This window comes from Winslowiella arboricola (genome assembly GCF_025527015.1).
Classification (GTDB): Bacteria; Pseudomonadota; Gammaproteobacteria; order Enterobacterales; family Enterobacteriaceae; genus Erwinia; species Erwinia arboricola.
The window spans coordinates 200,598-215,538 of sequence record NZ_JAODIM010000037.1; the positions used below are offsets into that span (position 1 = coordinate 200,598).

At 52.7% G+C, this 14,941-nt stretch carries 10 protein-coding genes; 6 read left to right on the top strand and 4 right to left on the bottom strand.

What is annotated here, in order from left to right; translation table 11 throughout:
• Positions 1-200 precede the first annotated feature (200 nt).
• Positions 201-1,235, bottom strand: coding sequence for a sensor domain-containing diguanylate cyclase (locus tag N5923_RS05725; RefSeq protein ID WP_267143376.1), 1,035 nt, complete (start codon positions 1,233-1,235; stop codon positions 201-203).
• Positions 1,236-1,772: 537 nt separating this feature from the next.
• On the opposite strand from N5923_RS05725, the gene N5923_RS05730 reads away from it, so the two are divergent.
• The 3 genes from N5923_RS05730 to N5923_RS05740 all read left to right on the top strand — a co-directional run bounded on the left by N5923_RS05730 (position 1,773) and on the right by N5923_RS05740 (position 7,515).
• Positions 1,773-2,831 (top strand): alpha/beta fold hydrolase, encoded by a 1,059-nt coding sequence (locus N5923_RS05730; protein WP_267143375.1) that lies wholly within the window; start codon positions 1,773-1,775, stop codon positions 2,829-2,831.
• A gap of 172 nt (positions 2,832-3,003) precedes the next feature.
• Positions 3,004-4,623, top strand: coding sequence for a methyl-accepting chemotaxis protein (locus N5923_RS05735; RefSeq protein ID WP_267143374.1), 1,620 nt, complete (start codon positions 3,004-3,006; stop codon positions 4,621-4,623).
• Positions 4,624-5,088: 465 nt separating this feature from the next.
• Entirely contained in the window at positions 5,089-7,515 is a 2,427-nt protein-coding gene (locus tag N5923_RS05740) for a glucose/quinate/shikimate family membrane-bound PQQ-dependent dehydrogenase (protein WP_267143373.1), read from the top strand.
• A gap of 126 nt (positions 7,516-7,641) precedes the next feature.
• Here N5923_RS05740 and N5923_RS05745 read toward each other — a convergent pair whose 3' ends face one another.
• Positions 7,642-8,091 carry a hypothetical protein gene (locus N5923_RS05745; protein WP_267143372.1) on the bottom strand — a complete coding sequence of 150 codons (450 nt, stop codon included), beginning with the start codon at positions 8,089-8,091 and terminating at the stop codon, positions 7,642-7,644.
• Positions 8,092-8,188: 97 nt separating this feature from the next.
• On the opposite strand from N5923_RS05745, the gene N5923_RS05750 reads away from it, so the two are divergent.
• The 3 genes from N5923_RS05750 (at position 8,189) to dcuR (ending at position 11,096) form a co-directional block, all read left to right on the top strand.
• Positions 8,189-8,617, top strand: a complete 429-nt coding sequence (locus N5923_RS05750) for a type II toxin-antitoxin system HicB family antitoxin (protein ID WP_267143371.1) — start codon at positions 8,189-8,191, stop codon at positions 8,615-8,617.
• A 134-nt stretch (positions 8,618-8,751) separates the two neighbouring features.
• Positions 8,752-10,380, top strand: coding sequence for a sensor histidine kinase (locus N5923_RS05755; RefSeq protein ID WP_267143370.1), 1,629 nt, complete (start codon positions 8,752-8,754; stop codon positions 10,378-10,380).
• Positions 10,377-11,096 (top strand): two-component system response regulator DcuR, encoded by a 720-nt coding sequence (gene dcuR / locus N5923_RS05760; RefSeq protein ID WP_267143369.1) that lies wholly within the window; start codon positions 10,377-10,379, stop codon positions 11,094-11,096. Before N5923_RS05755 ends, dcuR begins: the two co-directional genes overlap by 4 nt.
• A gap of 5 nt (positions 11,097-11,101) precedes the next feature.
• Here dcuR and N5923_RS05765 read toward each other — a convergent pair whose 3' ends face one another.
• Positions 11,102-12,046, bottom strand: coding sequence for an FAD:protein FMN transferase (locus N5923_RS05765; protein WP_267143368.1), 945 nt, complete (start codon positions 12,044-12,046; stop codon positions 11,102-11,104).
• A 45-nt stretch (positions 12,047-12,091) separates the two neighbouring features.
• Entirely contained in the window at positions 12,092-14,869 is a 2,778-nt protein-coding gene (locus N5923_RS05770) for a flavocytochrome c (protein ID WP_267143367.1), read from the bottom strand.
• Positions 14,870-14,941 lie beyond the last annotated feature (72 nt).

Below are 14,941 nucleotides of genomic sequence, written 5' to 3' on the forward strand. Positions count from 1 at the left end.
GCAGATAACATTCGTGGCGTGGAGGAATGGATAGCAGGATCAGTAAAACGGTGAATCAAAACGAGTAAAAACGATTGTGGTGAATCCCCACAGGCCGTCTATCTTAGCCTCAGGAACTTTGCTGGTTCCTTTAATGGTGCAGATTATACCGCCCGGCTTAATGCCGGGCTTTTTTATGCGCGGGTTCTGGTGCTTAACAATTAGATTTTTTCTGGCTGCAACAGCATCTGCTGCTTACGCTGCTTTTTATCTTCATACATTGCGGCATCCGCGGCACGTACCGCCAGATCCGGTGTGCTGGCTGCAGGATTAACGGCAATCACGCCGATGCTGGCACCCGCATAGTCAATTAAGCAATTGCCGGGATGATACTGCCCGATAAGCAGCGCCGCCAGCCGGGATCTGAACGTCTGCGCAGCATCAATGGCTGCGGCCTCCCCTTCAGGTCCGACGCCCGCGACAATAAATTCATCACCACCGAGCCGCCCCAGCACTTCATCCGTTCGTGCACTCTGTTGCAGGCGCTGACTGACCGCCCGCAGGAAGGCATCGCCGGTATCATGACCGTAGCGATCGTTGATCTGTTTAAAACCGTCCAGATCGATAAAAGCTATCAGCACATAACGCGCATCACGCTGTGCACGGGCAAACAGCCGTGGAAGTTGGTCAAATACCGCACGACGATTCGGTAAAGTGGTTAATTCATCGGTAAAACTCACCGCCTTAAGGGCAACATTCGCTTCCTGAAGCTGTTCAAGCAGCTGCTCTTTACGGATATATTGCGCGATAAGCTCGGCAAACAGATGTAACACCTGCTCTGCCTGTTCGGACAGCATGCGGCTTTCAGAACTGGCCGCACAAAGCGTACCGTATAAAGCGCCATCACCCAGCATTACTGGCTTACTGAGATAGGTGGTAATCCCCAGCGCTTTCGCCGCCTGCGAATCCCCCCAGATGCTGGCGACATCACAGGTAAAAGGCTGACCAGCATCCAGCGCACGTTTACATAAGGTGTCTTCCCAGGGAACCGCTAATCCCTCGGGGATCTGCATCTGCTGGCTGTTGCGCGAGAACAGAATATGTTGTTTAGCGTCGGCCAGATCGATCCGCGTCAGGTAGGTGGACTCCATATTGGTCACCAGTTCAAGCATTTCCAGCATCTGGCGCACAAAGCCTTCAAGGGTCTTTTCAGTCCCCAGCGCATCTGAAATACGCTCAATTAAATTTTCGGTCATAATTCAGGTTGTCCAGATCCCGGATGTTGGTGGTGATACAAGCAAAAGAAGAGCGATTTTTACCGCGCTAAAGATAACATCTGAATAATTTTTAATTTTTGACTGGGCAGCCAGCCAGATCTTGCTACTGGAATAATCATCGGCCACAGAGTAAAAAATTTTAGCTCTGATTACAAACCAGTATGTGGCGCTGGCGGGGTGTAAAAAGCCAGAAATGGCTCACTGAGTCGCTCGGTTCCCTTTGCTTTATCGCGGGAAATAAGCCGATATGACTGACAGCGAAATTTGCCTTAAGTCTGTTACATCTGTATTACAGCTATTTTCTCTGCCACAAACGGGAATTTGTGCAGATGCACAATTCAGGCGCTGTGAGATATATTCTCCTGGTAAAAACTGGCTGGATAATATCCGGTCTTAAACAGAACATTCAGAAGATAATATTTTTTTATTATTAACTTTAGTAATGTTGTTTGGGATTTATCCTAATAAACATTAACATCGGCATTCCGATACTCCACGATGACCAACGAGTTTTGTATGGCTAATCCTATATTATCAGGTCTGGCAGGCTGTGTTCTGTTAATAGCGTCACCCTTTACGCATGCGCAAACTAAAATTCCTGCGCCTCAGGAAGGTAACTGGATTGCCCCCGAGTTTACTTTTAATAATGGTGAAAAACTCAAAAACCTGAAGATCCACTATTACACCTTAGGGGATCGCAGTAAGCCGGCGATTTTATTACTGCATGGCACCAACCAGCCGATTAAAGCACTGCTGGCTGACAACTTTGGCGGTGAATTATTTGGCCCGGGTCAGGCGCTGGACAGCAGTAAATACTTTATTATTATGCCGGAAAGTATTGGTTCCGGAAAATCATCGCGCCCCTCCGATGGCTTACGCATGAAATTCCCGCAATACGATTATAACGATATGGTGCTGGCGCAATATCGCTTACTGAAAGAGGGATTAGGCATTAACCACCTGCGTCTGGTGATGGGATATTCCATGGGAGGCATGCAAACCTGGATCTGGGGTGAGAAATATCCGCAGATGATGGATGCGCTGGTGCCAATGGCATCACAACCTAATGAATTATCGGGCCGAAACTGGATGATGCGCCGTATGCTGATTGAGTCGATTAAAAACGACCCGGCATGGAATCAGGGAAATTATACCCAGCAGCCACCGGTACTGAAGAGCGCCAGCATCATGTTTAGTATTGCCACCACCGGCGGCACCCTCGCGTATCAGAATAAAGCTCCGACCCGAGCGATGGCCGATAAACTGATCGATGAACGGCTGGCAGCCCCTGCCACCAGCGATGCCAATGACTTTATTTATATCTGGGGTTCTTCCGCGAATTATAATGCGCTACCAGAATTAAACAGAATTAAAGCCCCGATGCTGATCATTAATTCAGAAGATGATGAACGTAATCCGGTGGAAACCGGAATTCTGGCTGGTGAACTCGATAAAATAAAACAGGCTGAGCTGCTGCTTATTCCTGCCAGTAAAGAGACCAGCGGACATGGCACAATGATGTCGGCAAAGTTTTATCAGGATAAACTCAAAACGTTTTTAACTACATCTGAATAACAGCAGACAAATTAATGATGACTCACCCGGCAAACAACCGTTTTTGCCGGTTACCACCTTTTCAATACTGCTCTTAATTATTTAATAATTTTATCAACACGCAGCGTCGTATGACTCCAGATTGAGAGTCAGTACTCACTTTTCTTCATTAACCGGCAACAGGGAATAAGCTATGTTTCGCAAGATAAAGATCCGTACCGCACTTAGCATGATGGTTTTTTCATTGGCGGCATTATTACTTTTTGTTGGCGTATTGGGATTAGTCGCCGTGCAGTCAGGCGATAAATCCTTTGCCCGTGTCGATAACGAAGTGTTGCCGGGTCTGGTGGCGCTGAATGACAGCTCTGAGCTGTTACTGCGCGCCCGGCTCGATTTGCGTCTGTATGAATCATTAATGGGGAAAGGCGATGCCGCCGCGGGCAAAGTCGCGCTTGAACGCGCCAAAGGTAAGATCGATGGCGCTAATGCAAAATGGCAGGAGTATCTGAAATATCCGCAGTCAGCACAGGAAGAGGTGATTTCCGGCGAGATGGCCGACCGGCGTGGCACATTAATGAAAGAATTTATTCAGCCCGCCCTGACAGCTCTGGCCGCGGGAAATCTCGATGAATATCGTCAGCGTGCCGGACAGTCCACACAGCTGTATGCCGCGTTTGATAAATCATCCAAAGCGCTGGTGGCCTTTAAACTGAAAAGCATTGATGAAGCCTGGGCCGATTCCAATCATCGCGTGGAGCAGATGGCGTTTATTCTCTGGTGTGCGCTGGCATGCGCGCTGTTACTGGCGGCTCTGGCCTGGATGGGGATGACCAGGCTGATTGTGAAGCCAATGCATCAGGCGATTGCCGTCTTTGACCGTATTGCCGAAGGCGACCTGCGCGCCAGAATCGATATTAACGGTAAAAATGAAATGGCTCAGCTGTTTGCCGCGGTTCAGCGTATGCGCGATGGCCTGGAGAATATGGTGCTGGTGGTGCGTAACGGTACTGATGCGATTAGCAGCGGCGTGGAAGAGATTGCGACCGGTAATATCGATCTCTCCGCCCGTACCGAACAGCAGGCGGCCTCGCTGGATGAAACCGCGTCGAGCATGGAACAGATTATGGCGACGGTGATTAATAATGAAGACAATACGCGTAAAGCCAACGATCTGGCGCTAAAGGCGTCTGACTCCGCCACGCGCGGCGGCAATGTGGTATCAGAGGTGATCGATACCATGCGCTCAATTAAACTGAGTTCTGCAAAAATCTCTGACATCGTGGGAGTTATTGACGGTATCGCTTTCCAGACCAACCTGCTGGCGCTGAATGCGGCGGTCGAATCGGCACGCGCCGGTCAGTATGGCCGGGGATTTGCGGTAGTGGCATCGGAAGTCAGAACCCTTGCCCAGCGCAGCGCCACTGCGGCAAAAGAGATCGGCACCATGATTAATGATTCACTTGGCCGCATTGAGAAAGGCGCCGGACTGGTGGAAGTGGCGGGCAATACGATGAATGAAGTGTTGTCCGATGTGAAAAAGGTGGTGGATATCATGGATGAAGTGATGCTGGCTTCCGGCGAACAGAGCCGCGGCATTTCGCAGATTAATATCGCCATTAATCAGATGGACAGCGTCACTCAGCAGAATGCCACGCTGGTGTCCGAAGTCGCGACCTCTGCCAGCTCGCTGCAACTGCAGGTGGCGAATCTGCAACAGTCGGTAACACGCTTCCAGATTGCCCGCGCAGAGATCCCGGCGGATAACGATCTGTTCAGAATACCGCAAAATATCGCGCTGCCCGCGGCCCGTTAAGGTCAGCAACCTCAGCCGCCCGTTTCCGACACCGGAAACGGGCCAGAAATTATCTGCTCAGCGGTTTGCATAAAAAAGATCCAGCAGCTTAACTACTGATATAAAAATAGCCGTATTCCCCCTGAATTTTTTTATTCCCGTTTGCCAGCCCACCCGGGTAAAAAATTAAAAAACTTTAATCCATACAATAAGTAATTGAATTGTAGCAAAAATGCTACCGCCCGGTAACCATTGCGTTATCAGCGTTCTTTTTTTATGAATCAAATGGTACAATCCTGGCGCCGTGTGGCGGGGGAGGTTCTCTCAGGTTTACACGAATCGCAGAATGGGCTTTGTTCTGCCTTATCAGCACGCAAAAAAGCCATTACAAAACAGTTTCCAGCCGCTGGCATGATGTTTTTTCTGTGGCAGAAAGGTATGAATTTGTGGCCGGGAACGATTATTTTTTTTAGGGGAGTTTGTGTTATGGCAGAAAATTCCGCTCGTCCCGGTAAAGGACTGAGCATCTGGTCAGTGCTGCTCGGAGTAATATTACTCGCAGTCGGACTGTTCTTTGTTATCGGTGGCGGCAAACTGGTCGCCTTAGGCGGCAGCTGGTACTTCCTGATTGCCGGTATGGTCACCCTCCTGTCTGCAATTCAGTTTTTCCGTCGCAAATCATCTGCGGTAGTGCTGTTTATTGTTACCTTTGTTGGCACCTTAATCTGGGCGTTAATTGATGCGGGCTGGGATTTCTGGCCACTGGTATCGCGCCTGATGGTGCCGGCAGGCCTGCTGCTGCTGGCGTTCCTCACCTGGCCTGCGCTGCGTAAACGCGAAGGTAAGTCTTCACTGGCAAAACCCGCTTACACGCTGGCGGCGCTGTTTGCGGTCGGTATGGTTGTCGCCTTCGTGCAGATGTTCCAGCCGCATCCAACCGTGGCATTTAATGGTCAACAGTTGCCACTGGTGCCGGTTGATAAAAGCAAAGCGCAGAAAGACTGGGATAACTACGGTAACACCCCGGAAGGCAGCCGTTTTGTGGCGCTGGATCAGATCACCCGCGATAATGTGAAAGATTTAAAAGTCGCCTGGACCTTCCACACCGGCGATACCCCGCTTAGCCCGACCGGTAGTGGTGCTGAAGATCAGCAGACGCCACTGCAGGTTGGCAACACCCTGTTCCTCTGTACTCCGCATAACAATGTGATTGCGGTGGCAGCCGACAGCGGTAAAGAGCTGTGGAAACGTGAAGTTAACGCCCAGGCGCAGGTCTGGAACCGTTGTCGTGGTCTGGCCTATTTTGACGCCAGCAAACCGCTGACACAGCCAGACGTGCCGGGTTCCACGCCGGTCACGCCGGTTAACCTGCCAGCAGGTGATACCTGCCAGCGTCGTATTCTGATGAACACCATCGATGCGCGTCTGATTGCGATCAACGCCGATAACGGTGAGTTCTGTGAAAACTTTGGCGACAAAGGCACGGTTGACCTGAAAGCCGGTCTGGGTGATGCGCAGGATCCGAAATATCAGCTGACCAGCGCCCCGACGCTGGCGGGAACCACGGTAGTTGTCGGTGGTCGTGTCGCTGATAACGTGCAGACCGATATGCCTGGCGGCGTACTGCGTGGTTTTGATGTGATCACCGGCCAGATGCGCTGGGCATTTGACCCGGGCAATGCCGATCCGAATGCGGTGCTGATGCCGGGTAAAGAGTTTGCCCGCAGCACACCAAACTCCTGGGCGCCAATGTCCTATGACCCGAAAATGAACACGGTGTTCATTCCGATGGGTAGCTCATCGGTTGACCTGTGGGGCGCTAACCGCACTCAGCTCGATCATAAATATGGCGCATCCGTGCTGGCGCTCGACGCCACCAGCGGTAAAGAGAAGTGGGTTTATCAGACCGTACATAACGATCTGTGGGACTTCGACTTACCGATGCAGCCAAGCCTGATCGACTTCCCGGAAAAAGATGGCACCACCAAACCGGCGGTGGTGATTGGCGGCAAAACCGGCATGATCTTTGTGCTTGATCGCCTGACCGGTAAGCCACTGACCAAAGTCGAAGAGCGCGAAGTCAAAACCGCGGGCATCCCCAATGAGCAGTACTCGAAAACTCAGCCCTTCTCCACTGGCATGCCGTCAATCGGCAACCAGACGCTGAAAGAGTCTGATATGTGGGGCGCCACGCCGTTTGACCAGCTGGCCTGCCGTATCGACTTTAAATCCATGCGTAACGACGGCCTGTTCACCGCGCCAGGTACTGACCGCTCCCTGAGCTTCCCGGGATCGCTGGGTGGTATGAACTGGGGCAGCATGTCGACCGATCCTAATAACCATTACATCTTCGTTAATGATATGCGTCTGGGTCTGTGGGTACAGATGATCCTCGCGGATACCAAAAAAGCGAAGGCCAGTGATGGTGGTGAAGCGGTTAATGCCGGTATGGGCGCAGTACCGCTGAAAGGCACGCCGTATGAAGTGAATAAAAACCGCTTCCTGTCTGCTGTGGGCATTCCATGTCAGAAGCCACCGTTTGGTACGCTGTCGGCGATTGATATGAAAACCCAGAAAATTGTCTGGCAGGTGCCGGTAGGTACGGTGCAGGATACCGGTCCGTTTGGCATTAAGATGGGCGTGAAAATGCCAGTCGGCATGCCAACGCTGGGCGGTACGCTGGCGACTCAGGGTGGCCTGGTGTTTATCGCGGGCACCCAGGACTACTATCTGCGCGCCTTTGATGCTTCAACCGGTAAGGAAGTGTGGAAAGCGCGTCTGCCGGTTGGCAGCCAGGGTGGACCGATAAGCTACGTGTCACCGAAAGATGGTAAGCAGTACATCCTGATTTCAGCGGGCGGCGGACGTCAGTCACCGGATCGCGGTGATTATGTGATTGCTTACGCTCTCTAAAGGTTTTTTTACGGGCGGCGAAAACGCCGCCCCTGGATAAACCTATGAATTTTCCGCACGGGCGGCGTTCTCGCCGCCCGTGCCGATGACGTGCACAATGGCAAGGCGCCAGGTGATCGATACCTGTTATCCCCAGCGGGTTTCGCGCCAGCAGGCATAGCTACTGGCCATAATGGTCAGCACAGTGACCAGCATGGCCGCTATCCATTGAATATCCAGCATTCGCCGCAGCACTGTCACAAAGCCTTCCTCGTATGGCGGGATACTACCGCTCTTCACCGCAACAAAATAGAAAACGGCCGCAATAATAAGCTGGATGGCAAACCATGCCACTACCGGCGCAATCAGCGCCAGCCAGAGGCCGGTCGACAGGTGCCGTACCAGCCAGACAAAGCAAGCCAGCGGCGTCAGCGCAGGCAACAGCTGACTTAAAATGGTTAATAACAGGTTTGATAACGGGACGCTGTATTGCTGCGATATCTGCCAGGACATAATCATATCGGCTGGCAAGGTGCGATACAGCAGCAGAAAACAGACGATGCCCCAGACCAGCGGCGCTCTTAACGCATTTTTCATTACCACACCTCCCCCGGCTACGGTTTATCAGGCCACTCCGCCGGCATCCTGCTACCATACGTCCCTCTCCTTTCCACTGCGGCAATTAAGGTTCTGTATGTACAACTATCCGGCGCGCGTTAGCTTTGACGAAGAAAACGACGAATATGTTATCAGCTTTCGCGATTTCGAAAATCTCCACTCTGTAGCATTAACGGAAGATGATATTGAGTTAGCCGCACAAGAGAGCTTAACCGCTGCTATCGGCGACAGCATTGCTGACCGCCTGCCGCTGCCGCCGCCCTCAGTAGCAACCGGCGATGAAATTGTGCTTCATCTGCCGGTGCTGACCTGCCTGAAAATGGCGCTGCATAACGCCATGATCGCCAGCGGCACGCGCAAGGCGGATTTAGCGCGAAAGCTGAATCAGAACAGTGCGCAGACTGACCGGCTGCTGGATGTCGGTTATGCTTCTAAAGTTGAAACGCTGGAGCAGGCTTTATATCTGCTGGGTTATGAAGTTTCAGTGCAGATCAGGGCGATCTGAAACAGAGCGACGATAAAATGCCCTGATCTCTGATTCTGGTCATCACTCCGCGGTTTATTTAACCGGATCCGGCTTCTCCGCATCCGATTCATCAGGGATAATGATGGTTGTGGATTTTTCTCGCCGGGAACTCAATGAGCGATATGCAGCAATCACGCGCGGTGCGTAAGCAGCCGATTAAACTCAGTACCTCCATCACCCTGATGGTGAGCGTTGTGCTCGCCTCGCTGCTGCTGGTGGTGCATCTGCTCTATTTCTTCCAGATCAGTGACATCGTACGTCAGGGTCAGGAGGATAAAGCCTTCGCGGTAGCCAGAACGCTGGCGGCGTCGCCGGCATTGCAGCAGGCGATGCTGAATACGGACAGCGACCTGATCCAGCCGCTCGCCAGTGCGGTGCAAACCCGCAATGACCTGCTGTTTGTGGTGGTGACCAATATGGACGGCATCCGCTATTCACATCCCAATCCGGATGTTATTGGTCACCATTTTATCGGCGACGATATCAATATTGCGCTGCTCGGCAAGGAAAACGCCTCGGTTAACCGTGGCGTGCTGGCCGAGGCGTTGCGGGTGTTTACCCCGGTTTACGGCCCGCAGCACCGGCAAATCGGCGTGGTGGCGATCGGTATCCCCCTGACCAGTGTGGCAAGCCTGGTGAATGAAAACCGCTGGAACATTCTGTGGACCGTCCTGTTTGGTACGCTGGTGGGTTCACTGGGCATCTGGTGCCTGGTGAAAATGTTAAAACGTATTATGTTTGGCTATGAGCCGTATGAAATCTCGCGGCTGTTTGAACAACGCCAGGCGATGCTGCAATCGATTAAGGAAGGAGTGATCGCCGTTGACGATCAGGCGCATGTGACGCTGATCAATCAGGCGGCGCGCCAGATGTTTCGCGAAAGCGGCAGCCTGGAGAATATGGTTATCGGTAATGCGGGCCAGTCATTGCCGATGCTGACCAATCTGCGCGAGGTATTGCGCACCGGCGTCGCACGGCGTGATGAAGAGATTAATTTTAAAGGGCGCATGCTGTTAAGTAATACCGTACCGGTGCGCAGCAACGAGGTGATTATTGGCGCAATCTGTACCTTCCGCGATAAGACCGAGATCCACCAGCTGATGCAGCGCCTGAGCGGGATGGTGAATTATGCCGACGCCCTGCGCGTTCGCTCCCATGAATTTATGAACAAGCTACATGTTATCCTCGGCCTGTTGCATATGAAGAGCTATATGCAGCTGGAAGATTATATTCTGAAAAGCGCCAATAATTATCAGACAGAAATCGGCTCGCTGCTGCTGAAAATAAAATCGCCGGTGATTGCCGGATTTTTGCTTGGCAAGATTAATCGTGCTGGCGATAGCGGGCATGTTCTGACTCTCAGTGATGAGAGCCAGGTGCCGGATAATGAGAATGAGCAGCAGACCACCGCGCTGATTACCGTGCTGGGCAATCTGATTGAGAACGCGCTGGACGCCATGCACCAGCAGCCTGAAGGTGAAGTGAATGTGTTGCTGCATTACCAGCAGAACTGGCTCACCTGTGAAGTCAGTGACGACGGTCCCGGCATTCAGCCAGAACATATTGAGGCCATTTTTGCCAAAGGCTTCTCATCGAAAGGCGAGGATCGTGGTGTCGGACTATTCCTCGCGAAACAGCAAGTTGAAAGCCTCGGCGGCACTATTATGGTAGAGTCCGAACCCGGGGTGTATACCCAATTTTTAGTCCAGCTGCCCTGGGATGGTGAGAGGATGCGCAGATGATTAATGTTTTAGTGGTGGATGATGACGCTATGGTGGCGGAGCTTAACCGTTGCTATATTGGCCAGATCCCCGGATTTACCTGCTGCGGCACTGCCTCAACCTTACAGCAGGCGAAAAATATGGTGTTAAATCCCCCGGTGCCGATCGATCTGATCCTGCTGGATGTCTATATGCAGGGCGATAACGGCCTGGATTTACTGCCTGAGCTGCGCCATGCCGGAAAAGCCATTGATGTGATTGTGATCTCTTCGGCGGCGGATGCGGTAACCATTAAGAAATCACTGCAGTATGGGGTCGTGGATTACCTGATCAAACCCTTCCAGTTCCCGCGCTTTGAAGAGGCGCTGACCGGCTGGAGCAAGAAGAAAAGTATGATGGACAGCCATCAGTATTATGAACAATCGGATGTCGATCAGTTGATTCATGGCAGCCACCCGGTTGTCGCCGATAACAAACGGCTGCCAAAAGGGTTAACCGTACAGACCCTGCGAACCATCTGCCAGTGGATCGACAGCCATCCCGACAGTGAATTTTCCACCGATCAGCTGGCGACCGCTGTGAATATTTCTCGCGTCTCCTGCCGCAAATACCTGATCTATCTGGCGCAAATCAATATTCTGTTTACCAGCATTCACTATGGCGTTACCGGTCGCCCGGTCTATCTCTATCGCCTGCAGGCTGAACAGCATGAGTTATTAAAGCAGTATTGCCAGTAAGTGGTTTAGCGCAGGCGGTATTCGTTATCCAGTAAGCTAAAGCTAAACTGCCGTTGCGAAGAGAGGATCACCTCCTTCGCTTTGGTCACCAGAATCGCCTCAATCTGCGGGACAGCAGCAAGATAAGCCAGCCCCGCGGTGACGCCCAATCCGTAAATCAGCGTGGTATAGATATCGCCATCCAGCGAGTCATCGGAAATTATCGTCACGCTTAGCAGCTCGTTATCGAGCGGATAACCGGTTTGCGGATCGAGAATATGGTGATAACAGCGACCGTTGTGCGCAAAATAGCGCTCATAAATGCCGGAAGTGACCACCGACTTACCGGCAACCCCGATCACGCCGATCAGTTCTTCAGCAGCGGCAAACGGTTTTTTTAAACCTACAGACCAGCCCGCCCCCAATGTATGCACATTGCCGCCCAGATTAATCAGCGCCCGATCAACCTGCTGCTGTTGCAGGTAATGCTTAATCACATCCGCAATATAACCCTTGGCAATCGCACCGAGATCGATCTCCATCGCGGCTTTTTCCAGTAGTACCGAACAGTTCTGCTCATCCAGACTCACAAGGCGTGGGTCGGTCAGCGCCAGCAGCGCCTGCAGTTCACTGGCCGGCGGCACCGCATCGCCGTGAAAACCGATTTTCCAGCGTTTGACCAGCGGGCCAATGGTGAAATTGAAACAACTGCCCGGCAGCAGACTGACCGCCCGGGCGCGTTTAATCAGATTGAATACCGGCCGGCTGACCACCACCGCATGGCTGCCCGCCGCGTGATTGATGGCCATCACTTCCGAATCGGCCCGGTTAACTGTCAGCAGATCTTCCAGCCGTTTAATGCGGCCAAATACCTGTTTCGCCAGCGCTTCATCGTGACTGAACAGTTTAAGAAGAATCGGCGATCCCATTAATACTGTGGAGTAACTACAGATGCGTTCTTCTGCTGGCATAGTGATCCTCCTCAACAATAGTGGTTACCGGGCCGCTCGCTGCGCTTAACGCCGGGCGTATTTTGCCGCGTGGCTGCCTGCCTGAATACCAAAAATAATAATATCGGCAACGGCATTACCGCCAATCCGGTTGCTGCCATGCAGTCCGCCAACCACCTCACCGGCGGCAAAAGCGCCGGGGATCAGCTGGTTTTGCGCATCCAGAACCGCGCTATCTTCATTGGTTACCACGCCACCCATGGTGTGGTGAACCCCCGGCGCAATGCGAATGGCGTAAAACGGCCCCTGGCTGATCGGCTGGCGCAGCGCCGTTTTGCGACCAAAATCCGGGTCGCACTGGTCGGCAACAAATCCATTGTAGCGTGTCAGCGTCTGTTGCAGGGTGGCGGCATCAATATTCAGTTCAGCCGCCAGTCCTTGCGGTGAGCTGGCGCTGACAACAAAACCGCGTGCCAGATACTCATCCGCCGCCTTGTTTTTCAGCCTCACCTGCTCATCAAATACGATATAAGCGTATTTTTCCGCCAGCCCGATAATCGCCGCCGACACTTTGTCGCGCGTTTCCATCTCATTAAAGAAGCGCTCACCCTGCTGATTGACCAGAATCGCGCCGCCACCGCGGATAGACTCGGAAATCAGGTAGGAGGTTTGTTGTTCCACCGTTGGATGGATCTGGATCTCGCCCATATCCACCGTTGCGGCACCAATCGCTTCCAGCAAGGCGATACCACCGCCGGTGGCCCCCTGATGGTTAGTGGTAACAAACCCCGCCAGCTCCGGGCGGTATTTCACCACCATCGCGCTGTTGGCGCTGAATCCGCCGCTGGCGACAATCACGCTTTTGCTGATAATCGTCAGCTGTTCCTGATCCTCGTTAATCACCCGCACACCGCTAACCGCACCATCGGCATACAGGATTTCACTGACGGATGTATCAAGCATCAGATCAATATTGCGTTTATTGATATTTTTCACCAGCCCGCTGATCAGGAAGCCGCCTACCGCCGAGCCATCTGCCGGGCGATGGGTGCGGTCAATGCTCATGCCGCCGGTGATGGTGATATCATTCAGTTCGATACCGCGTTCTGCCAGCCACTCTACTGCCAGCGGCGCCTGCTCGACGAATCGATTCAGCAACTGGGTATTATTTTTGAAGTTACCGCCTTTCAGGGTTTCCTGATAGAACTGTTGTTTACTGTCGACAATGCCTTTCAGTTTCTGGAAACGGGTTTCTGCTGCATTCATACCGACCGAGGCTTTAATGGTGTTTCCGCCAATGGTCGACATCTTCTCGATAATCAGCACGCTGGCGCCTTCATCGCTGGCCTGAATCGCCGCCGCCAGTCCTGCGCCACCGCTGCCGATCACCACCACATCATAGCGTTGCGCTTCTGTCGGGTTGCCACCCTCTTCCACAATCTGCGCTTTGCAGGAGTTGACCATCGCTTTCGCGACCGCTTTTTTCACCGCTTCGCTCTGGGTAGTCGCGCCGCTCACCGCATCAACATGCGGGCTGTTAGCATCCAGAATACGGCTGCGAATAGTGTCAAAACTGGTGACAAATGCCACATCGAGGCTGGCGTCCGGCTCCAGAGTAATATCGGTAATGCGGTCGGTCTCCAGGCTGACGTTGATCATCAGCTGAGTATCCGCATCCTGCACTTTCTGCCGGAACACACCAGGTTTAAATTTCTTCGCGGACAGGCTCATATCGCGGATCATTGCGTCGACCAGCGAGAAGCGCCAGAGCGGTTCCGGGATGGTCAGCGCTTCACGTTGAGTACTGTCGATAAACAGCTCAAGGGTTTGCTGACTGGCGATGCGGTCGGCCCAGTCCGGATAAGCAATACAGGCTTTACCAACCGCCACCAGATCATAGCCATGTTCGAGGGCTAAATCGGTATCGCTTTTATTTACCACACCGCCGACGCCCATCACTGGCACCTCAGCCAGCTTCGCGGAACGCATCGCAATATATTTCGCAATCAGCGGCCGGCTGTCAGCACTGTCGACAATTGACGGACGCAGGAAATAACCCATTGAGAAGTGCAGATAATGCAGACCGCGATCCGCCAGTTTTTCCAGCAGATACATCGTATCGTCAAAACGGATGCCCGGTTCTTCCAGCTCTTCCGGCGAAAAGCGATAGCCGATAATAAAGGTGTCGTCCGCGTACTCACGCGCCATACGGTGGGTAATATCCAGAACCGCCAGCGGGAAGCGGCTGCGTTTATCGCGGCTGCCGCCCCAGCGGTCGCTGCGCTGATTGGAATGTGGTGAATAAAACTGCTGAATCAGGTAAGTATTAGCGCCATGGATCTCCACCCCGTCAAAGCCCGCCGCGATGGCGCGCCGTACCCCGTCGCCGAACTGGCTGATGGTGTACTCCACCTGTTCAGCGGTCAGCGCCAGCGGTTTAGCCGCGCCCTCGCGCGGCGCGGCGATAGCGCTTGGCGCGACCGGCGAACGCCCCCCGATCAGCTCCGGCTCCACCATACGGCCGCCATGGTAGATCTGCAGAATCGCTTTCGAGCCCTGACTTTTAATCGCGCTGGCGATCTGCGACAGACCGGCAATTTTGTCGTCATCGTCGATACCGATAGCACCCGGAAACGCCAGTCCTTTATTATCGATAAAACAGCACTCGACAATCACTGTACCAATACTGCCGGCACGCACCCGGTAATACTCCACCAGTTCAGGACTCACCCTGCCATTATTAATGCCGGTACAAGTGGTCATTGGCGCCATTAGCAGACGATTTTTAAGCTCCACCCCATTGGGTAAAGTAAACGGCATTAATATCCGATCGCTGATGCTCATAATAAGCCTCTCCATAATTTTAGAATGTTGCATAGTTTTTAAATTTGTTATCGGCTTATGGTTTTCTTAATT